Origin of the sequence: Pelagicoccus sp. SDUM812002 (assembly GCF_031127835.1) — a bacterium.
GTDB lineage: Bacteria > Verrucomicrobiota > Verrucomicrobiia > Opitutales > Opitutaceae > Pelagicoccus.
Genome location: NZ_JARXHX010000014.1, coordinates 13,458 through 33,812 on the forward strand (window position 1 = coordinate 13,458; position 20,355 = coordinate 33,812).

General features: G+C 53.3%; 16 protein-coding genes. 10 read left to right on the forward strand and 6 right to left on the reverse strand.

Annotated elements, in window-relative coordinates; all coding sequences use genetic code 11:
- Positions 1-17 precede the first annotated feature (17 nt).
- The 3 genes from QEH53_RS17700 (at position 18) to QEH53_RS17710 (ending at position 3,775) form a co-directional block, all read left to right on the forward strand.
- A complete protein-coding gene (locus QEH53_RS17700) occupies positions 18-1,877 on the forward strand; it encodes a zinc-dependent metalloprotease (RefSeq protein ID WP_309024626.1) in 1,860 nt (619 codons plus the stop codon).
- A gap of 396 nt (positions 1,878-2,273) precedes the next feature.
- On the forward strand, positions 2,274-3,362 hold the full coding sequence (locus QEH53_RS17705; protein WP_345785739.1) for a Gfo/Idh/MocA family oxidoreductase: 1,089 nt from the start codon (positions 2,274-2,276) through the stop codon (positions 3,360-3,362).
- A gap of 161 nt (positions 3,363-3,523) precedes the next feature.
- Complete coding sequence (locus QEH53_RS17710) at positions 3,524-3,775, forward strand: hypothetical protein (RefSeq protein ID WP_309024545.1); 252 nt, start codon at positions 3,524-3,526, stop codon at positions 3,773-3,775.
- Between the two features lie 304 nt (positions 3,776-4,079).
- On the opposite strand, the gene QEH53_RS17715 is transcribed toward QEH53_RS17710, so the two are convergent.
- Positions 4,080-4,928, reverse strand: coding sequence for an alpha/beta hydrolase-fold protein (locus QEH53_RS17715; RefSeq protein ID WP_309024546.1), 849 nt, complete (start codon positions 4,926-4,928; stop codon positions 4,080-4,082).
- A 127-nt stretch (positions 4,929-5,055) separates the two neighbouring features.
- Between QEH53_RS17715 and QEH53_RS17720 the strand changes: the two genes are divergently transcribed.
- The gene (locus QEH53_RS17720) at positions 5,056-5,313 is read left to right on the forward strand and encodes a hypothetical protein (protein ID WP_309024547.1); all 258 of its coding nucleotides are present in this window, start codon (positions 5,056-5,058) and stop codon (positions 5,311-5,313) included.
- 408 nt (positions 5,314-5,721) lie between these two features.
- Here the strand turns inward: QEH53_RS17720 and QEH53_RS17725 are convergent, their stop codons facing one another.
- The 3 genes from QEH53_RS17725 to QEH53_RS17735 all read right to left on the reverse strand — a co-directional run bounded on the left by QEH53_RS17725 (position 5,722) and on the right by QEH53_RS17735 (position 13,494).
- Entirely contained in the window at positions 5,722-8,667 is a 2,946-nt protein-coding gene (locus tag QEH53_RS17725; protein ID WP_309024548.1) for a hypothetical protein, read from the reverse strand.
- A gap of 108 nt (positions 8,668-8,775) precedes the next feature.
- The gene (locus QEH53_RS17730; protein WP_309024549.1) at positions 8,776-11,877 is read right to left on the reverse strand and encodes a hypothetical protein; all 3,102 of its coding nucleotides are present in this window, start codon (positions 11,875-11,877) and stop codon (positions 8,776-8,778) included.
- A 411-nt stretch (positions 11,878-12,288) separates the two neighbouring features.
- The gene (locus tag QEH53_RS17735; protein WP_309024550.1) at positions 12,289-13,494 is read right to left on the reverse strand and encodes a Gfo/Idh/MocA family oxidoreductase; all 1,206 of its coding nucleotides are present in this window, start codon (positions 13,492-13,494) and stop codon (positions 12,289-12,291) included.
- A gap of 244 nt (positions 13,495-13,738) precedes the next feature.
- On the opposite strand from QEH53_RS17735, the gene QEH53_RS17740 reads away from it, so the two are divergent.
- Complete coding sequence (locus QEH53_RS17740; protein ID WP_309024551.1) at positions 13,739-13,915, forward strand: hypothetical protein; 177 nt, start codon at positions 13,739-13,741, stop codon at positions 13,913-13,915.
- A 213-nt stretch (positions 13,916-14,128) separates the two neighbouring features.
- Positions 14,129-15,214 carry a leucine-rich repeat domain-containing protein gene (locus QEH53_RS17745; RefSeq protein ID WP_309024552.1) on the forward strand — a complete coding sequence of 362 codons (1,086 nt, stop codon included), beginning with the start codon at positions 14,129-14,131 and terminating at the stop codon, positions 15,212-15,214.
- A 32-nt stretch (positions 15,215-15,246) separates the two neighbouring features.
- On the opposite strand, the gene QEH53_RS17750 is transcribed toward QEH53_RS17745, so the two are convergent.
- Positions 15,247-16,161, reverse strand: a complete 915-nt coding sequence (locus QEH53_RS17750) for an AraC family transcriptional regulator (RefSeq protein ID WP_309024553.1) — start codon at positions 16,159-16,161, stop codon at positions 15,247-15,249.
- Between the two features lie 169 nt (positions 16,162-16,330).
- Between QEH53_RS17750 and QEH53_RS17755 the strand changes: the two genes are divergently transcribed.
- From QEH53_RS17755 to QEH53_RS17770, 4 genes are all read left to right on the forward strand, one after another.
- The gene (locus QEH53_RS17755; RefSeq protein WP_309024554.1) at positions 16,331-17,068 is read left to right on the forward strand and encodes an SDR family oxidoreductase; all 738 of its coding nucleotides are present in this window, start codon (positions 16,331-16,333) and stop codon (positions 17,066-17,068) included.
- Positions 17,069-17,201: 133 nt separating this feature from the next.
- The gene (locus tag QEH53_RS17760) at positions 17,202-17,963 is read left to right on the forward strand and encodes an SDR family oxidoreductase (RefSeq protein ID WP_309024555.1); all 762 of its coding nucleotides are present in this window, start codon (positions 17,202-17,204) and stop codon (positions 17,961-17,963) included.
- Positions 17,964-18,371: 408 nt separating this feature from the next.
- A complete protein-coding gene (locus tag QEH53_RS17765; RefSeq protein WP_309024556.1) occupies positions 18,372-18,917 on the forward strand; it encodes an AAA family ATPase in 546 nt (181 codons plus the stop codon).
- Between the two features lie 102 nt (positions 18,918-19,019).
- On the forward strand, positions 19,020-19,313 hold the full coding sequence (locus tag QEH53_RS17770; protein ID WP_309024557.1) for a DUF4143 domain-containing protein: 294 nt from the start codon (positions 19,020-19,022) through the stop codon (positions 19,311-19,313).
- Between the two features lie 321 nt (positions 19,314-19,634).
- Here the strand turns inward: QEH53_RS17770 and QEH53_RS17775 are convergent, their stop codons facing one another.
- Positions 19,635-20,351 (reverse strand): hypothetical protein, encoded by a 717-nt coding sequence (locus QEH53_RS17775; protein WP_309024558.1) that lies wholly within the window; start codon positions 20,349-20,351, stop codon positions 19,635-19,637.
- Positions 20,352-20,355: the final 4 nt, after the last annotated feature.

The following is a 20,355-nucleotide window of genomic DNA, read 5'->3' on the forward strand; positions in this document are numbered from 1 at the left end:
AAAACGAAAAGCCTTACCTGCGGGGTAGTCCAGCTGTCACTGACCCGCGAAACCTAAGTTTCGTCGTCCAGCACTCTTTGCTGTTGGCTCCGGAAGAGCCGATGGAGCCACGGTTCGATGATCCAAGAGTTGGATACTTCGGGCATCAGGTCACCGATCTTTCCTCTACAGACGTTACTCCTTACCGGGATGTGATCGAACGGTGGCGTTTGGAGAAAAAGGATACTGACGCCGAAATGTCAGAACCATTGAAACCTATTGTCTTTTGGATCGAAAATACGACGCCGGTAGAGATACGTCCAATAATCGAGAAAGCCGCTCTTCGCTGGAACGACGCTTTTGAAACCGCAGGTTTTATCAACGCTCTCCAAGTAAAGACCCAGCCTGACGACGCGGAGTGGCAAGCGGGTGACCTGCGATATAACGTGCTACGGTGGACGTCTTCGCCTACGCCCCAGTTTGGAGGCTACGGCCCCAGTTTTCACGATCCGCGAACAGGTGAGATTCTTGGGGCAGATATCATGCTCGAGCACTCTGTCATCAGTCGCCAGTCGCTCAGTTCGGACGTGATGGGAGAGGGCGCGAATCTTGATGCGTGGAAAGAACAAAATCCCGAACGGTGCTCGGCATCTTTTCACGCTCACAACGAAACCTTGTTTGGCTTGGCCACTTTGGAAGCTCTCGGGGCGGACGGTGAAGAAGAGCAGCGATTGATAGAAGAGTTTTTATATTATCTGATCCTACACGAGATTGGCCATACCCTCGGACTGAATCACAACTTCCGCTCGAGCTACCTGCACACTCGAGAAGATTTGAACGATCCAGATAAGACTTATTCGCTCGGCCTATACGGCTCCGTGATGGATTATCCCGCGGTTCCATTCGCCAAGATGGGTGAAAAGCAAAACCAATATTGGACCACGCGACCCGGCCCGTATGATGAGTGGGCGATTGCATTTGGCTACACGCCCGGATTGCAGGGCGAGGATTTGGAAGCCCACCTAGCAAAGTCCACCCAGCCGGAATTAGCCTTCGCTAACGACGCAGATGACATGCGAGCCCCGGGCAAAGCGATTGACCCGAGGGCCATGATCTACGATATCAGTTCAGATCCAATCGGGTTTTCGCTGGATCAAATAGAACTTATCAAAGCGGTACAACCGAGATTCAAGGATCGCCTTTTAAAGGAAGGAGCATCATATCAGTATCTACTGAACGGATACAATTTGAGCCTACGCCGCTATGGGAATGCCTTCGAGACTGTTTCCCGTTTCATCGGTGGTGTCTATATTGATCGGGCTGTTGTGGGGCAAAAGGACGGAGCGGAACCGTTGACGCCTGTAGACGCAGTAGATCAGAGAAGGGCTATGGACGTTTTGTCCGACAAGCTTTTCGCTGCGGACGCGTTCGACGCCTTCGACGATGTAGCGCGCCAACTTTTGCCGCAACGCAGAGGCTTCGACCACTACGAAACCACGGAAGATCCGAAGCTGCATGCGAATGCTTTGGGAATTCAAAAGGAAATCTTAGACCATCTCCTCCACTCCAGAGTGCTGGCCCGCGTTACGGATTCGACTCTGTACGGAAACCAATATTCCGTGGATCAAGTTTTCACGGACCTGACCCAAGCTATTTTTGAAGCCGATTTGAATACATCGGTAAATACGATTCGGCAGAACCTGCAACTCGAGTACGTGGACCGCTTGGTCGGTATTGTAAGTGATGGTGGGTATGACCGAATAAGCCGATCCATGGCCTTGAACCGTTTGCGTTGGATCGAAGTAAACGTCGCGCCGCGCCGCGCGGATGACCTGCAAACACGAGCTCACCGAGAGCATGTTCTTTATCGGATAAAAAGCGGACTGGATCCAAAGTAATGGATTCGGGGATTTAATCTGAACACTGCCAGAAGGTGAGCAATCTCGATATTTTAATGTGTCTCAACCTAGTTTACCGAGAGCCCGTTTAGAAGAGGTACACTCGAAGTTTTTTTGTCATGGATCGTCGAAATTTTGTGAGCTATTTAGCCCTAGGTGGCGCTGGTCTGGCACTGGGATCCTCTCTTCGCTCCGCTGAAACGAACGGTACTCTGATTCGTCTTGGGATCATCGGTTGCGGCTGGTTTGGCGGAATGAACTTTCAAGCGTTTGCGAGGGTTGCGAACGTGAGGGTCGTTTCAATCTGCGATCCTAACATTCTCCACTTGGAATACCCAGCGTCTAATTGCCTCCCACCAGTCGGACTCCCCACTCGTATTCGCCGACTATCGTAAAATGCTCGAGGCCGAACCGCTCGACGTGGTGATCGTGGCGACTCCGGACCACTGGCATGCTCTACCTGCGATAGAGGCGATGAAAGCGGGAATAGATGTTTACTTGGAGAAACCGGTAAGCGTCGATGTGCGAGAGGGAGAGGCACTGCTATCAACCGCTCGAGAGTATAAATGTATCGTTCAGGTGAATACCCAACGACGCAGTAATCCTTTTTACTCGGAAATGGCTGAGAAATACCTGCGCAGTGGCCGTCTCGGAAAAGTGGGGCTGGTCGAGTGTTTCAGCTATTTGAGTCTCGAAGGCTGGCAAGCGGGGTCGATCCCCGATGCTGACGTTCCAGATCATTTGGATTACGAGCTTTGGGCCGGGCCCGCTCCGAAGCTTCCCTACAAAGGCATCCTCGAAGATCGCGGGTGGCGATCTTTCATGGAATATGGCAATGGGGTTATCGGGAATCTTGGGGTGCACACTTTGGATAAGGTTCGTTGGTTGCTAGACTTGGGATGGCCGGAATCGGTGAGCTCTACCGGCTCTCGTTTTCATGAGGAATCCTTCTCGAACGTGCCTGATACGATGGATTGCGTATTGAGGTATCCAGACCTCAACGTCAGCTGGAAACATCGCATGTGGGGCGTCTCTCCCATTCCGCAGCGTCATTGGAGCGACCAATGGGGCGCTCGTTTTATCGGCAGCGAGGGTACCTTGACGGTCACTATGTTCGAATATGTTTTTACTCCCGCCAACGGTGGGTCGCGAGAAGGGATTCACATGCTGTCGCAGTCTGGCGATCTGGAAAATATCGAATTTGATAGGTTGATGTCAGCTTATCTAGATACGGAGAACCGGCACGTGCTCGATTTTTTAGCTTCTCGGGAAGCGAGAGGAAGTCGGCTGCCGATCGCAGATATTGAGCAAGGCCATATCTCTTCGGCATGTTGTATTTTGGGTAACCTCTCGCTCGACCTTGGGCGGCCGCTGGCGTACGATCCATTTACGCGATCAATCACCGGAGACGAGGAGGCGACGAGACGTCTTGCGCGGCCTTATCGCGGAAATTGGATACACCCTGGGCTGAAAGAAGACGTTTGACTCTCTGAGAGGGGAAGTGCGGCTAGGGTACATTTTCGAGCGGGTTGCGAAGGCACTGCCTCCTACGACGGGAGTAGTGAATCGATCGGTATAACGGATTCGTTTGTTCTGCCCAATCCTGGTACAACCTTCTCCGGCTGGCGCTACCTCACGCTGTCGGAGTGCTCGACACTCTAGCTGCGCATCCTTTGAGCGACTTGGACAGAAACGGAGTCAAGCGACTCGAAGAGTACGATTTTAGTCTCTTTGCCCCGGAAATTGTTGGGTCAGCGATCATCCTCGAGGTACCCGGGTCACCCGGCGATCCGTTGCACGGCGATCTATCTTACTACCGTAACCGTTTGGCCGTAGACCTTGAATACACGATTCAACGTTTCGACTCTTCCAGCAGGTGGGTGCCGGCGAAATCTTGAGAGCCTCGGCATCATTGCCCAAGAGTATGCACTCGGCGCTTCCAACCATGTAAGCGAGATTGTTTATTCGGATATTCCGCTCGCGTCGGTCGATGACGTGCTACTCGGGGTCCGAGTACGTCTCTTAGAACATTGAGTGGAACGGCAGCATCGGTTGATGTGAGCTTCTTCACTGTAAATGAACAGGACATGCAGTCCAAGCTCGTAGCGAAGCGTACGAGCTTCTATCCGCTAGCAAAGGCTGTCCATGCTTACGGGTGTCCGTCCCGGTAGCCGTGGTTCGTAAACAACTACCAAGGGAAACTCACTGGGTGAAAACGGCTCTGAGGCCCATGCTGATGGAAGGGGCTACCATTGTGAAATGGTCGAAACCGGGGAGAAGGACTGTCTCGTAGCTATCCGGAGCTGCCCATTTGGAGTCGAGCAGGGAGCGCAGCGGTTTTAAGTCATCGATGAAGTAGGTGGGGTCCTCCAAATCGCCGGTAACGACGAAGAGGCGGCAATCGCGCGGGGGAAGTCCGGCTGCAGTCTCTTCAAGCAGCTCGAGCTGTCCCGCGAGAAAGGGGCTGCCGGCGACGATGCCTTGGAACGCTTCGGGTTGTTTCGTGTAAGCATAGAGCGAAAAGAGTCCACCCAAGGAGTGTCCGAAGAGGTAGCGTTGCTCGGAGTCCGCGGGGATATTGGCTTGGATCTCGGGAAACGCTTCGGAGAGTAGGAATTCAAGGAATCGAGATCCGCCGCCAGAGTCCTCTTCTCCGTCGTAGGGTTGCGGGCTGAGGTCGCGGGAGCGATGATTTCCGTTTTCAAGATCGAGTGTTCCGTATCCAATTCCAACTACAATAGCAGCAGGTACTGCTCCGCTCCAGCTAAGCTCCGTGGCGACGGAGCACATCATGGGAAACGTGTGGTCGCCATCGAGGGCGTAGATGACGGGGAATTTCCTGTCCGGTTGAGCTGCAGCGTCCGGCGGAACGCGAACGTAGAGGACGAACGCATCGCCGACTGTTTCGGAACGGAGGGAAAGAACCTCGGTGCCCGTGAGCACGGGAAGCTCGCTGGTAGAGACATCGGCGGAAAGAGTCGATCCAAGGGAAAAGAGAAAGGTGGCGAGCGCTGCCAGGAAGATGGGAGGGGTGTGGGTCGATTGCTTCATTGGAGCGATTTTAAGCACGTTTGGTGCCGTTTGTCTTTGAAGTAGCGAGCTGCGTTTATCTTCGCTCGGTTGGATTTGTCGATTTCAAGGACCCTCCCCGTGGCGTGGTTCTGGCTTGAAGAATGAAATGTCTAGATTTCCGTTGATCGCCCTTATCTCTGTTGTCTTTTCCAACGCCACTTGTTCTTTCGCTGAAACAGAAACCGAGGAGGCTCCTGAACCAGCGAATAATTTAGTTTATGCCGTGGATTGGAAACAGACTGCAGCTGAGTATCGGGCATTGTACTACGTGGTCGAGTCATGGCTGACCGTGCTAAGGGATACTTCGAATAAGCAGAAGCTTCAGGACGAAAAACTGAAACCTTCGAGATCGTCGTTTTCCTAGGGGATAACCTAAACGACTTTCGCCGCTAATACTACAGTGAGGGCATAGATGAATGTATCGAATTAATGAATACGGATCGTATGGGAGTCGATACATTCTCTATCCAAATCCCACTGATGGGCACTGAATACGGGCGATTTATGAGGAAAGCGAACCCGCGACGAGCGAATTGAATCGGTCGATCTTGAAGTCGGCGGCAAGTCGTGAAGCGTGGGCGCGACGGCTGCAAGATTTAGGCGGGTGTGTCGAGGAATTACAAAATGCAGGGTAGGCGCAGAATCGAACCGATGCAGGAATTGGCTGGCCTCTGAGAGATAAGGGACCCTCGTGGACATAGTAATGAAAAAGCCGTTGCCTTTGGTCCTTATTGATGGATCCGATCGCGTACTTCAAAAATAGAAGAGATCTCTATCGACGAAGCGATAGGCGCAGAAGGGGCAGGGGACCGGACAGGTTCGTTAGCTTTATACGGGCGAGTATAGGGGATGAGGTCAGGCTGGATCGCGCAGTCTCTGGAACAATGGAAATGTTTTGCCAATAGATTTGACCGGTTTCGCTGTCTATCGAGCCTTGTTGAAGGGACAGGGTGCTGAGGTTAATCCCCTTGGGTAGATAGCTGAGCGCGTAGAGATCGTTCTTCGCGCTTTGGTTGTATCCAGAAACTGGAACGAAATCGACGCATTCGGTGGGCCGAGCCTTAGTGTAGGGGAGGACCGCTTCTCTGTTTAGGAATTGCTGCAAGGTTTGAGCAGGAGTGTGCGTACCTCTCAGGAACCAGACAGGGAGGTCGTATTGTCCAGGATTCGTTCCGCGATTTAGTTCGCTAGCGTTAGAGATACCATCGTGATCAAGGTCATCCTCGGGCGATAGGCGCGACGAGGTAGCGAGTGCAGTAGTGGGCACTACAGCCTCCAACCGTTCGCGAAAGGCGTCGGCCAGCGGAATGGGAGTGAAGGTGAGGGAATCGAGGTAACAGGTATTTGCGGGCCATAGGTCTGCGTCGAGGGCAACCCAAGTGAGCAGGTGTTTCCCAGCAGGAATGTTGATTTGGTAGCTTTGCCCGTCAGCGAGTTGAAGAATGGGTTTTCCGTCGAGCTTAAGAGTGTTGCTGTAAGTGGTGTACTCGTTGTCTATGTTGCCGCGGAAAGTGAAGCTAAGGGTGCCACGTTCGTCGAGTTGTAGGTGGATGGCTTGTTGGAAGAAGGAGAGGTCGATGCCTTGTTCGATATCGCTACCGTCGAGAAATTCGATCTCCTGGCTACTATCGAGTAAGTGGTAGATGGAGCTGGAGTAGAGATTCTCCAAGGGAGAGGGAACGGCTGCGTACAGTTGCCCAACCTTGTGGCTGGTAACGGTAAAGGTATAGGGTAGGCTCAGCGTTTCACCTGACGGCTCCAGGAAGAGGTCAACCTGAGAGGGGCCAGGCTTCAGGTCGACGGGCCAATCCACGGTGACTTGATCCCCTTCGCGGTACGAGCGCATGTCTGGGACGATCTGGAAGCGGCTGCCACGCCGTTCGGAAGAGAGTTCGACCTTGTAGCCGCTCAGGTAGTAGCTAGGAGCGGAGGTCAAACTACGAGATTGCTGGAGGCGGACGCGGTGCTTTCCGTCCGGGAGGAGGAAGTAGCTGCGCTCCTTTTCGTAGGGGTAGGCTTCGGATGCAACACCGTCAACGTAGAGGCGGGGTGAGCTGTTAACCCCGACACCGAGGTAGAGTGTGCCTGGGCCATCGAGGAGGGCCTCGTAGGTGTAGGTATCTGCGGACTGGGTAATGGGAGTCCACGTCTCTCCAGTGGCCCCGATTACCGGAGATTCGACATTCGCGGGCCTGAGCGAGAGGTGTTGGTTTAATGCGGTGATTCTCAGCGGATTGTTTTCGCTTTGAAGAGTGCCAGTCCATGAGGAGAAGTTGAAGCCGTCTAGAGGGTTGGCTAGAAGGGTAACGGCTTCGCCGGGCAGGTAGTATGGCTTCTTTGGATACCGAATTACGGAGGTTTCCGATTCGTCGATATCAAGCATGTAACCGTCGATGACTCGCAGGTTGTGCAAAGTGCTGTTCGAGTCGCTGGTCTGCGGATCGTAGGAAAGCGTGAGGCTGTGAGTCCCAGCAGGAATCGGATAGTGATGAGCGATGGGGCCGTTGTGGTTGGGATGCGTCACCGTGTAGATCGAATTGCCGATCTCGAGAATAAGGGACACGCGTTGGTCAATGTGCGACTCGAGTTCTAAGACCTTTGGTCCAATGACGTTTCTGGTGAGCGTGACGATTTCGTCCTTTAGGGTGATACTCTGGTCGCCTCCTGAGTTGACGAAGGATGGGACGAATCCGATCGCTTGAAGTGCCCAAGGTAGTTGCGCAGGGGGTACGACGGGCTCCGGTGTTTCGAAGTAGCTGAAGACGGGCAGCTCGCTATTTGGTTTGGCGATGATGCTAGGCTCCGATGATTCGATAGGAGTGAGCCAGATATGAGTGTCGCCTGCCTCGTTTGGAATGGCTCGAAGCGTAACGTTGGCGTTGGTGGTAGATACGCCTTGGGCGGGCTCTATCTTTATCATTCCAGGACCAAACGAAACGAGAGGGGGCGCGTAGCCGCTGAGGGTGTCTATCAGCGAGAAGTGACTGACGTCCCCTGCAAGGCCGCTGTCGAGGATGCTGAAGCTTATGAAGTCTCTACCAGCAGGTACGGGAACGCCGATCTGCATCCATTCGCCGAAACCTTCGATGGGTATGTCCACTCCGGATACGAAGGAATCGAATATGGCGATATCTCCTTCCGGAACGTTAAGGTAGAAACGAATGTATCTGCTGCCACCTGCGTGGATGCGACAGAGCGTGCTGGAGTCGAGTTCCTTGCTGGCCTTTCCGTCAGGAGCCAAAACGTTCGAATTGCGGACGCCTGTTTTGGGGGTGGTGGTGAGTTGACCTTTGCTGCGGGTGAAGGTGGTACCGATGTTTCCGGTGACGAAGGTGTCGCCATTGATGGAGACTTTGTATTCCCTGACGAAGTCAGAGCTAGGCCACTCCGTCTTGTCGTAAGACGTCCGGAAGGTCACGAGATCGTAGAATCGCGAGCTGGAAGGAAAGGAGTTGCCGAGGGAGATGGTGACTTGCTCTCCCCAAGCGTAGTCCTCTTTGAATGGGCTTACTAGGACGTCCTCGCTATCAGGACCGAAGTCCCCCGCGAGGAGAAAGCGGTTTCGGGTCTGGAAGTTCCTGAGTGTGACGAACTCGCTAGAGTTCACGGGTATATTAATGCTAAGCGTTGCGGTTCGCTGTTGGGGGCTCGGGGGTGCGGCGATGATCGAGCCAGCGTATTTTTGCAGTGTCGGTTCTCCGGAGACTTTCCAGGTCATGGTCGTTTCGAGGGTGCCTTCTGTCTCGAACTGAAGCTCTTGGTTTGCGGGTACCGTAAAAGTGAATACGGTTGGGCCGCTGGTCCCGCGGACCTCTAGAGGTTGGTCCTATTCGTGAGGGATCGCTAGAACGTTAGATCCTTTGGCGAGACTAAAGCTGCTGGGGGCAATGGATTTGGTCGGGCGGTAGACAGGCGCCACGCTCAGATGGCGGTCCAGTGTCACTTGGATGGAACGCGTAGTACCCGATATGTCGCCAGACCAGCGGTCGAAGGTATTGTACTCGATAACCGGTGCGGTGAGGGTGACCTTGCTCCCTGCGGGGTAGACGTTGGCAGGAAGAGTCGGAGACACGGTGAAGTCATAGCTTTGTGGCGCATTGAATCCCTTGAGAAGGGCGAATCCGGGAAGGAATTCTAGATTCCAGAAGCCGATGCTGTTTCCGTAGTGAGCGTGGGCGATGTCGGTGGAAGCGCTCAGCCGGATTTCGATTTGATGGTTTCCGGCGGGAATAGGAATCTCATGGAGGAAGGTGTTTTCCTGAAGACTGAAACCGGAGTGGTGCTGAATCGCTTGACCATCGATGAGAACATCGGCGTTGGTGGCGGGGCCGATGCGGAATCGAAGCAAGCCGGCTGCGGACGCGTTGAGTACGAACGGCACGACCTCACCGCGTGCTGGAGGCTGTAGCGCTTCGAAGCTTTTATTGTAACCACGGTATCCCCAGTCCTCAAAGCTTTCGGTTGCGACAGCGATTGATTCTGCTCCGAGGTCGAGGGTGAAGCGGGGGATAAAGGTGAGATCGCGGTAGAGTTCGACGGTGGTCGAGTTGGAGTCCTTTGAGAGTTCGGGAGAGATCCAGCCCGTGAAACGGTAGCCGTCGTCCGGTTCGGTGCTAAAGGATACGGTGGATCCAACGCGACGACTGCTATTGTAGGAGTCTCCCAAACTGACAGAGCCACCATCGACGTTTCTGTGGGCAGTGATGGTTTGGTAGACGCCGAGGAATTGCAAGTCTAGGGAGCTACCGGGGGCACGCCCCGTGAAATTTACCGAAAAGTCCCCCGCCTTCTGTATCCAGATACCAAATTCAGCGGAGTTGTCCGACCCACTGGATTGAAGGTAGGGGGTGCTGGTCTCGGTGGGAGTTCTGAGTTCGATGTTCGGGTTGCCGATGACTTTGAATCTAAGGATGCAAGGACCTTCCGCGTGGCCGCGGAGGGTTGTTTTAAATTCAGTGCTTAGGGAACTGAGTAGATGCCCCCCTTGGTTTTGGAAAACAAAAGGGAAGGGCGAGCTCCACGTGAGCGGGATGGGTGATTCGAACGGCGCTGCTTGTTGAAAGTAGGCGGCGACGCTGAGGTCCCTCGATACGGGGACCTGCAAGCTGGGTTGACTGGACACTATGTCACCCCGCCACCCAACGAAGCGATCGCGGTAGCCTTCCTTGACGGAGAGGGTTGCCATCTCCTGCGGTGCGTAAGGTCCTGGCGATTGGTTGAACGTTTGTGAATCTCCTGTGACCTCGAGGGTGTAGTTCGGTTCGTCAGGGATTACGTGGCGAAATTTGTACACGAACGGGTCAGTTTCGCGGCTCTCGAGGTTTCGTGTGATGAGATAGAAATCAGACGCTTCGGCCTGCTGACGTGAAATGTTGACTGAGTCGTAGGGCCCGGTCCACTCGATCGCTCCTGCAGGCAAGTTTTTAGCGTAGGCTGAAATGCCTCTAGCAGTCAGGTAGCTCGATTCCTCGCCGCTTTCATATTTCAGAGAGACCCCGGTGTATCCATCGGCAGCCTGAGAGCGAGAAAGCGCGGTTTTCCCATCGTGCACGAATACCAGCGATAGCGCGTCGGATTCGAAGGATTCTCCGAAGATGGCTATCAGACTACGTGGGCCAGATTCCTCAAGCACCAAGCTTTTCTCGAATGAGAAAAATGGGCCGTCTTTAAAACGTCTCCAACCGATGAATACCCAACCCTCAGCTGGTTCGGCATCGAAGCGAGCACGCGGCAATCCTGTGTCGGAAGGCGCAATCTGCTCGCGCACCACTTGGCCGAGGCCGTGGGTGCCGACCACCGTTTCAGGAGCGGTCAGGTAGCGTAGGTTGCGGATTTTCATTGTGCCCCGCGCCTCGTGGTATTCGTTGCCGGTGTTGAAGAACCATTCGACCGAGCCGGGAGCGGCTTCGAACGGTATCTGCACCGTCACGAAGGTGCTTTCAGTCGGGCTGGCGGAGACTTTGAATTTTTCCGATGAGCGCGAAGAGGGAAGGGTCAGCTCCACGGTACCATCCTTGTGAGCGGAGAGCTCGAAAGTCAGAATACCTGGTTGGTGGAGGCCTTCGACGATAGCTTTTTGGACGAAGTCCTGCGGCCGTTCGAGGTCGTACCCCGGCATCCCGTGTGTCGGCTCCGCGGACCACGCCTCCGCCCCCTCACAGGGAATCTGCGTATCGAAAGAAGCGTAGAGGTGCATGTGAGTTCGCATGAGCAGGTTCAGAGAGGCCCGTTTCTGCAGTTCGTTCGGGTAGTCGTACCGCGCTTGATCAGGCCCGTAGGACAAATCGATGGATTCGATATTGAATTGGCGGAAGCGATAGCCCGGTTTGGCCTGAGCGGACACCGTTACGCTCTCGCCCTTTGCGAAGGTTGAACGAGGTGGGTTTGCGACGATCGTGCCCCCGACATGCGACTCGAAGACAAGCGCGTTTCCAGGCGTGACCTTGAACCCGTCGATCAGGAGAGCTGCGTCTGCGTTTGGCTCGTCGGATTGCAGCCAAAATGACAATTGCAGTTCTCGGCTTTCATTAGCCAAAGCCAAGACTCTCGCTCGCTGCCACCCCGCTCCGTCGGCTTCGGTCCAGATCGTTTCCACGTTCTGCGAGTTAAGCTTGGCGTAAAAGTCAAAGTAGCGGCCGATATTCCGCTTCTTCACGTAGAATTCTACGAGCGTGTTTTGTTCGATCGAACCGGAGATCGAAATCGAAATGGCGCCGTTAGGGCTACTAGGGGAACGGGTGAGGGCGAGGCTGGAGCTCCCGACCTTGGCTTCAGGATCGATCGCCGACGAATGGGTTTCGCCAACGGAGAATCCGCTCGCGACTGAAAGTTCGAGAGCGGCACGAGCTTCCTCAGTGGTGGGGGCCGCTCGGGTAATAGGAGAGCTCAGCAGGGCGATGACCAAAAACAAAAAAGAGCAATGTCTCATACTAGTCGCAGGTAGACTGTAGGGGCAATTTTGTAAGTCAATCTGGCTAATGCGGCACTAAACAGCTATTATCAAAGCTACTATTGAACCTCTTAGTCGAAGGCGATGGCCGCTTCACGATTGTCCGGTCGTAAGCGAGGGAATTCAAACTGGGGAAAGGGCCTCAAAAGAGAGTAAGCTCTTCCAGCTTGAGCGGCGGCGAGGCTCTTTGGATATATCGATTCCCTCGAGTGTAACGTTCGTTCGGTACTCGTAACCCTTTCGCTTCGCTCTGATACATTTTTCGGCCCGGCTGTAGAGGCTAGCCTTCAGGGCGGCTCTACAGATGTTCTGCGCGTTGATGACCTCTATAGACCGTAGTTAGAAACCGGGTACGTCGTAACGGTACTTGGGAACGTGACGACGGGAAGCTTAGAGGAGAATTCTTTTTCCTGTCCGAGCAGCTTCTCGGATCGCTTGTATAATCTGGATTTCACGGCGTCCCAGTTCGCCAGGTACGATGGTTTCTTGATTCTCTTTGAAGTCTAGGGCGATGCTGTCCATCTGCTTTGCCTGTTGGTTGAAGCCGGCGTAAGAGGGCAGTGCGCCTTGGATACTAGTTTTCCCATTCAATCCACCGTAGGAGTAGGCAGGACCGGTCTCGAACCAGCCTTTGTCGCCCTCGGCCCGAAAGTGGTTCGAAGGCTGGACCCAGCTCGTCTCTCCGTCGCAGGTAGAGCCGTCAGCGTATTCGATTGTGAAATACATTGTTTCTTCGACTTCGTCGAAGGTGTTGGGGAATTTCGCGGTAGGGATCTTTGCGGTAACCGCAATGGGGGCTTGCTCGTTTTTGGCCATGGCAGAGACGTAGAGAACGTAAACGCCGAGGTCCATGAGGGGGCCGCCACCCATGTCGCGTTTCATGCGCCAAGTGCCGCCGGGACGGTAATTGAAGCCAAAACCGCCGGAGATATCGGTAAAGTTTCCGAATCGGCTATCAGCGGCTGCGTCTTTTAGAAGTTCGTAGTAGGGGTGGAAGTGGGCTCGGTAGCCGATCGCCAGCTGTTTGCCCGCATGACGGGCGGCGGCGAGCATTTCGTCGCATTCTGCGACGTCCATGGCCATTGGCTTTTCGGAAATGACGTGCTTGCCCGCTTTGAAGCCAAGGAGGGTATCGCGTTTGTGCAGGGCTGGCGGGGTGACGGAGTAGAGTATGTCGATATCATCGTTGTCTGCCATTTCTTCGATGGTGTCGTATCCATAGACACTCGATTCGGGGAATCCGTATTCGCGGGCCCAGCGGCGGCCTTTTTCTGGGTCACCTGTAACGACTCCGCTCAATTCGCAGTGCTCGGTTTGACGGAGCGCGGGTCCGAGCTGTCCGGTCGAGTAGGAGCCTAGCCCGCAGAGGGTAACGCCCAGTTTCCTGCTGGAGGGAGATGGGCTGGGTTGTGCAAGGAGGCGAGGAAAGGTGCCGAGAGCGGCAGTGCCCAAGGCGACTTGTTGGAGAAACTTTCGACGGTTCTGTTTGTTTTGATCGAGCGTATCCATGTGGGAGGAACGCATGGCGTTGCGCTGAGCTTGCGGAGATCCCGCGTGTCGACGTCCTGTGTCGGGAGTCGCTCGTTCGACTCGCACCGATACGGCGTCTAGGATGCGGTTAAGCTCGGACTCTCTAGGCCAGGTTGAGGTGGGGCGTTCAAGTTGGGACGGTTGGAATAGTAGAGCTACAGTAAACTAACCCTTTTTTGCTGCCTCTGGCCATCGACTCTCACTTTTTTGATAAGGTCTGTCACCTCTCGTCGGAAGTTAGGCACTTCATTTCGAACGAAGAAATGAATCCTAAAACGAATCGAAGATTATGAATGACAGAACGAATAACATGAAAACGTGCGCAGGTATTGCTGCTATCATTGGCCTAGTCGGTTTCCTCGTCGTGTTGCTCTTCGCAATATTCTCGCCTGAAAACTTGCCAGCTAGCGCTTGGATCGTGGCTCCGCTATGTGTCATGGGCATCGCTCTGGGATGTTTAGCCACTAAAGGCGAGATGTTGCGATAATGAGCTGGGTCATGTGTTTTTTAACTATGGATGAACACAGATGTACGCGGTGATCATTGGGCGTGGTGATTGGTTCTTCGTCCATGTAGGTCGCTTGACTGCATGTGGTTGAGTTGAGGCTTGATAGAGGGGGAACGTTATTAGTGTTGTCATTTTCGCTCGTGGATTTGCTGTGTGCGAACAAGTGCAAGTGCACGACCAGTTGAGTTGGTTATGAAAATTTTGAAACAAGGAAATTCGTTTTGGCTGCTTTCCAGCTTGTTGATAGCTCTCCTAGGATCTCCTTTTAAGCTAGCTGCGGAAACGTTTTGGTATAGGGTCGTTAACGATGAAGTAACGATTACTGGATACGCGGGGACTGAGGAGACGGTGATTGTTCCCGACACGGTTGATGGGCTTCCTGTTACTCGGATCGGTGTTGAGGCTTTCCTTGAGTCTGATTCGGTATCTACCTTTAGCAGGATGCGTGGGGTACTTTTCGATAAGGAAAGGGCGACCCTGCTGATTTATCCTCCTGGAAAACGCGGTGAGTATTATGTTCCAGGAAGTGTATCCACTATTGCTGACTATGCTTTTGCCTACACAGTCGAATTGGCTACAATAAGGTTTGACGAGGGGCTCGAAACGATTGGTAACCGAGCATTTCTCAACAGCAGTTCGCTTGAGTCGGTTGTTCTTCCGGCCAGCGTCGTTAGCCTCGGCGAGCAAGCGTTTGCAGGCTGTCCTGAGCTCGAGCACGTTTATTTCAAAGGGAATGCACCCGTGCATGGAGATAATTTTTTCGACAACGGGGCGGAGCAAGCGGTTGTTTACTATCAGTTGGGGGGCTCTGGCTGGGAATCACGCTATGGCGGGCTCCCCACGATCGAATGGGATCCGGAGGCTACCTACGCTGCGTGGATTGCTAGCTATTCGCTGGACGAGCACGAAATGGGACTTCAAGACGATCCAGACCACGACGGTCAGCCAAACGGTATGGAGAATCTTTTCGGAACCAATCCGACCCAAGCGAGCGCAGGGTTGGTTGTCGTCGAGATAGGCGAGACGACCACTTTTGTTCATCCTTACAATGCTGCTTCCGCTAAGGATCTCGTTCTTGCTTATCAGTGGTCACTGGATCTGCGCCAGTTTTACAATGCAGATTCCTATGATGATGCAGGCTTAACCAGAGTAGCGTTTTCGACTCAGTTGGATACGCCAAGTGCAGGACTCGCCACGGTCGCCGCATCGATCAACGGCTCCGAGCTCCCACGCCGTATTTTTGTCCGGATACAAGCGACTCAGGATCCGGTTTTTTAGAGGGCGGGCGCTGGCGGAAGCGTTTCTGTTCTTTATGCGAAACGTGTTAAACTGGAGCGTAGTTGCGATGCGATTTCCGCTGGTGTTCCGCCGAAGTGACGCTTGAATTCGCGGCTAAACTGGGAGGCGCTCTCGTATCCGACTTTGATAGCCGCAGCGGATGCTCCCAGTCCGTGATGTACCATTAGCATGCGGGCTTTGTGCAATCGAATGGTTTTAATATATTGTAGCGGCGAGGAGGCGGTGACGTTTTTAAAGTGTGTATGAAAAGTGGATACGCTCATACCTGCTTGGCTGGCTAGTGTCTCGATATCGTGGGTGCCGGCGTAGTTCGTGTGGATGACGTTGAGCGCACGGGTGATTTGACCGAAATGGCTTTGAGGTGAAGCGAGCCCGCGCAAGTTTGCCCCGCTTGGCCCCGTGAGCACTCGGTAGACGATCTCGCGAATGATCTGCGGGCCGAGGATATTTGTGTCGTCTGCAGAGTCTAAGCACTTGAGAAGGCGGATGGCAGCATCACTTAACGCGTCGTCAGTAGGAGCGGATTCGATGGCGTGCGGTTTTTGGACGGCGTGATGGGGAGCGGATTCTAGTTGCACGAGCAATTCCGCCACGATCACTGGCGTGACGGAAATTGAAAGGCCCAATAGAGGCTCCTCGGACGTACCAAAGGTTTCGCACTCAAAGGGAACCGGAGCACTCATCACCAAGTAGTTGTTAGGATCGTAAACAAACCTCTGGTCACCGAGCCGACCTCGTTTTTTGCCTTGAGCTATAAACACGATGCTCGGTTCGTAGGTGATGGGCGAAGGGGGCACGTGTTCGGTGGAGCGCATGAACTTAACGCCGCTTAGGCGAGAAGCGCTAAATCCCTGTCCCGTGGCTAGATTACCCAATAAGACGGACATGGTTTTATCGGCAACTTTGGTGGGGCTTGTTTGTGACATGTCGTAGAAATAGGCAATTTATCCAGGGATATTGCAATTATCTAACCTTTTGTTCGTAGGATTAGGCAAACATTCGAGAGGACTGTGTATTGTGGGTAGATCCATTTTGCGATAGTGTTGTGGAGTCGAGACCGAGGGAAAGATCCCCGACCGATCACTAACAATCAGAATGAACCCCATCGCTCAAAAAGTAGTCCTCATTACCGGTGCCAGCAGTGGCATTGGCGAAGCCACCGCCCGTCACCTGGCCGCGGAAGGGGCCAAAGTCGTTGTCGGCGCTCGCCGAACAGAAAGGCTTGAAAGGCTCGTTGCAGAGATTCGCTCGGCAGGCGGTATCGCCGATTTCCATACGCTCGATGTCACTTCGCTAGAATCGATGCGAGCGATCGCAGCCTTTGCTTTGGAGCTTTACGGGCGTATTGATGTATGGGTCAACAATGCTGGTGTCATGCCGCTCTCTCCGATGGCTGAACTGAGGGTCGACGAGTGGAATCGAATGATCGATGTCAACCTGCGTGGCGTGCTCCATGGGATCGCTGCAGTGTTGCCGCATTTCGCGGATCGTAAGGAGGGACAAATCGTTAACGTATCTTCGATCGCCGGGCATCACGTGTGGCCGAGCTGTGCGGTTTACAGCGGTACGAAATTCGCCGTACGTGCGATCTCCGAAGGATTGAGGCAGGAGTCGAAGGACATTCGGGTAACAATCATATCGCCAGGCGCGGTGGAGTCGGAGTTGGCGGACAGCATAACTTCGCCCGCAACGGCAGCGGCCGTCGCCGAGCACTTCCGTCAAGACATGCTCGCGCCTGACGCCGTCGCTCGCAGCGTGGCCTATGCGATCGAGCAACCCGCCGATGTCGATGTGAACGAAATCACTATTCGCCCAGTTCGCTCTTTCAACTAGCTATGTCCGAGGCCACTCCGTCTTTAGCCTCGATCGAATGGGCACCGGAAAATGCCAATGAATACGTATTATGGTTACGAAAAGAGGCCTCGAAATAAGCCATTTAAATATAAGCCCAGCTTGCAGAAACTAAATGAAACACGAAAACAAAATAGCGCTCGTAACCGGTTCCTCCCGAGGCCTTGGCCGAAACATCGCTCTCCAACTCGCACGTTCCGGAGCCGATGTAATCGTAACCTATCGATCCGGTCGTGCCGCTGCTGATGAGGTTGTAAGCGAGATCGCTGCGTTGGGCCGCAAGGCGATGGCGCTCCAGCTCGATGTAAGTTGCGTCTCTTCGTTTGTCAGCTGCCGCGGTTTTCTCAAGAATGCTCTGTTCGAAGAATGGGGACGGGAGACTGTCGACTTCCTTGTCAATAACGCCGGCATTGATCTTTCCAAGCCATTCGGCGAGTTTGCTGAAGAGGATTTCGACGATCTGATGAACGTACACTTCAAGGGAGTCTTCTTCCTGACGCAGACCTTGCTGCCGCTGATCGCGGACGGTGGTCGAATTGTGAATACATCGACTGGTCTTGCCCGCTTCTCGATTCCCGGATATTCAGCTTATGCTTCGATGAAAGGTGCTGTCGAAGTATTCACTCGCTATCTTGCAAAGGAATTGGGATCGCGGGACATCTCCGCAAACGTAGTTGCTCCGGGAATCATCGAGACGGATTTCACGCGAGCAGCGCTTTCGCATCCCGGCGCTCGCGCGTTTATGTCTCAGAATATCGCGTTGGGACGCGTCGGCGTTCCCGACGATATAGGAGGTGTGGTGAATTTCCTCTGCTCCGAGGAAGGACGCTGGGTAAACGGACAGCGACTCGAAGCCTCAGGTGGGATGTTGCTGTGACTCGATTCTTCCGAACCTCTATTTTTATCGAGATAGCAACGGAAGCGAAGTCAATATTCTGGCGACTTCGGGAAGCCAGTTGGTCGGCATAGAGATCAAGTCGAGGACGTGTTTGCTTGTGTGAGTGATTTCTCATTGTCGCTTGGGTTGTGTTTTTTAACCGCTAATCTTTGAGAGGCAATTAGCGGCGGGGTGATCGCCTTTTCCAGGAGGCCGCTCTGATGCGATGGCGGACTGGCGTGAGCGGGGTCTCGTTTAGGTAGGTCTCGTGCGGGGGATCAGGGAATCTTTGTAGTTGTGAATAAGCACGGAACGAACCTCTTGTATCCCTCTTTGAAGCCACTCTTTGGTTAGAATCTATGCAAATCAGGACTTTAACTCCTTATTTGCATATGATTTTTGAAGGCCATGATCGCTCGTCGGATTCAGGAAGAACTGTTCGCCCAGTTGGCGGAGTTTCCAGTGGTGACGGCGTTGGGTCCGCGGCAGGCGGGTAAGACGACTTTGGTGAGAGGTGTGTTACCTGAGTATGCTTACGTCAGTTTAGAGGATCCGGAAAATCGGGCGATCGCGGAGGAGGATCCACGAGCGTTTCTGAAGCGGTTCTCTGGTAAGACTATCTTGGATGAGATTCAACGGGTGCCGCATTTGCTCAGCTACATCCAAGGGATCGTGCATGAGGAGAATGAAGTGGGGCGGTTTGTGCTGACGGCTTCGCATCAGCTTGAGCTTCGCGAAGCGGTGGGTCAATCGTTGGCGGGGCGGACGGGAATCCTGCATTTTTTGCCGTTTTCGATTGGCGAGTTGGAAGCCGCTGGAATTCGTTTCGATTCGTTTGAAGCGTATCTCCTCCAAGGCTTTTGCCGCGTGTCTATGATCAGAATCAACGCCCGCGCATTGCGTATGCGAGTTACTATCAGACCTATGTCGAGAGGGACGTTAGGCAGCTGGTGAAACTCAAGGATGCTTCTCTTTTTGAGAAATTCATTAAGTTGCTCGCAGGGCGGGTGGGGCAAGTGATCAATTATAACAGTTTGGGAAACGATGTCGGTGCGGATGCGAAGACGATCAAGCACTGGCTCTCGATTTTGGAGGCGTCGTTTGTCGTGTTTAAACTGCCGCCATATTTCAACAATTTTGGAAAACAAACGAGTAATCAAATTTCCAAAATATTATTTTATGGATACAGGATTGCTATGCTACTTGCTTGGTATCGAGCGCGTCGAGCAGGTGACTCGTGATCCTCTGGTGGGAAGTCTCTTTGAGAACCTTGTGGTATTGGAAGCCTTGAAAATCCGCTATAATCAAGGGCTGGTGCCGAATCTCTATTTCTATCGAGATAGCAACTGAAACGAAGTCGATATTCTGGCGACTTCAGGAAGCCAGTTGATCGGCATAGAGATCAAGTCGAGCTCGACCTATCATCGCGCCTTTAAGAAGGGGCTGAATCGTTTTTCAGAGAACGCTTCGCCGCTAAGCGGAAAATATCTCGTCTACGCAGGCCAAAAGCAGGACTTTAGCGACGGGGTTAAGGCGCTCCCGTTTGATCGAGTTGAGGAGGTGTTTGCTTGAGGGAACTCCTTCTGCGAACGGATTCGAATATCAAACATTACGGATCAAGCCCTTTTTTCGTCTTTGGAGTTGGCTTTGTGAACGGTGTTTCTGATCGCTTTAAGATTCACGTTTCAGCCAAAGGTGGCGGATCGTTATCGTCCCTGCGGGACTTCCGTTTTCGACGTAGTCGAATGTTCGGGGGTGTTTTGATATAGCAACTTGTTCAGCGGAGGTTGTAATCACGGATTTTGTGCAATTCGATGGGCCGAAGGAAGTTGATATTGGTTCTTTCCGTTTTGATTTGAGTGCTTTTGGTAATTTGTCGAGCAGAGTGTAGCCCTTTCGTGTATAGCCAACCATCATTGCACTTTGCATCGTCCAAGCGTAGTCTCCTCTGATGAATCGAATGAGACCTTTGTCGCAATATGCCGAGCCTGTTGGATGTTCTCGGTCCACGGGTTTGCACTCGATGAATAGTCCGTGTTGTGAATTCATGACCCGTGCTGGCCGGTCGACGAAATCCACAAAAAGGTCCGGCATTTTATCGGGGTTGCTGTAATTGAAATTACGAATTTTCGGTTCGCGATGTACAGAAGTGAATATGTTGCCATCGAATCCGTCTACCACTCCTTTGTTGAATATTTCGTCGTAGAGCCGCTGGTATAATTCGAGAGTTATCGTGTCTTCGTCGGCCGTTTGTAAGTCGAAACCAACTCGGACCTGACTCAGCATTATTTCCCATGCTGCCCGTAGTGCTTGTTCAACGATTAGATGAAGACGAAGTGAAAGTGGTGGGTGGGGAAATGGCGCGGTATTGTCCGCTTCTTCGAACATATTC

What these genes read in the sequence shown, in the direction of transcription:
- QEH53_RS17705 (WP_345785739.1), top strand. Translation starts at nt 2,274, where the DNA reads ATGCTCGAGGCCGAACCGCTCGACGTGGTGATCGTGGCGACTCCGGAC.
- QEH53_RS17715 (WP_309024546.1), bottom strand. Translation starts at nt 4,928, where the DNA reads ATGAAGCAATCGACCCACACCCCTCCCATCTTCCTGGCAGCGCTCGCC.
- QEH53_RS17720 (WP_309024547.1), top strand. Translation starts at nt 5,056, where the DNA reads ATGTCTAGATTTCCGTTGATCGCCCTTATCTCTGTTGTCTTTTCCAAC.
- QEH53_RS17725 (WP_309024548.1), bottom strand. Translation starts at nt 8,667, where the DNA reads ATGACCTGGAAAGTCTCCGGAGAACCGACACTGCAAAAATACGCTGGC.
- QEH53_RS17730 (WP_309024549.1), bottom strand. Translation starts at nt 11,877, where the DNA reads ATGAGACATTGCTCTTTTTTGTTTTTGGTCATCGCCCTGCTGAGCTCT.
- QEH53_RS17740 (WP_309024551.1), top strand. Translation starts at nt 13,739, where the DNA reads ATGAAAACGTGCGCAGGTATTGCTGCTATCATTGGCCTAGTCGGTTTC.
- QEH53_RS17745 (WP_309024552.1), top strand. Translation starts at nt 14,129, where the DNA reads ATGAAAATTTTGAAACAAGGAAATTCGTTTTGGCTGCTTTCCAGCTTG.
- QEH53_RS17750 (WP_309024553.1), bottom strand. Translation starts at nt 16,161, where the DNA reads ATGTCACAAACAAGCCCCACCAAAGTTGCCGATAAAACCATGTCCGTC.
- QEH53_RS17755 (WP_309024554.1), top strand. Translation starts at nt 16,331, where the DNA reads ATGAACCCCATCGCTCAAAAAGTAGTCCTCATTACCGGTGCCAGCAGT.
- QEH53_RS17760 (WP_309024555.1), top strand. Translation starts at nt 17,202, where the DNA reads ATGAAACACGAAAACAAAATAGCGCTCGTAACCGGTTCCTCCCGAGGC.
- QEH53_RS17765 (WP_309024556.1), top strand. Translation starts at nt 18,372, where the DNA reads ATGATCGCTCGTCGGATTCAGGAAGAACTGTTCGCCCAGTTGGCGGAG.
- QEH53_RS17770 (WP_309024557.1), top strand. Translation starts at nt 19,020, where the DNA reads ATGCGAAGACGATCAAGCACTGGCTCTCGATTTTGGAGGCGTCGTTTG.
- QEH53_RS17775 (WP_309024558.1), bottom strand. Translation starts at nt 20,351, where the DNA reads ATGTTCGAAGAAGCGGACAATACCGCGCCATTTCCCCACCCACCACTT.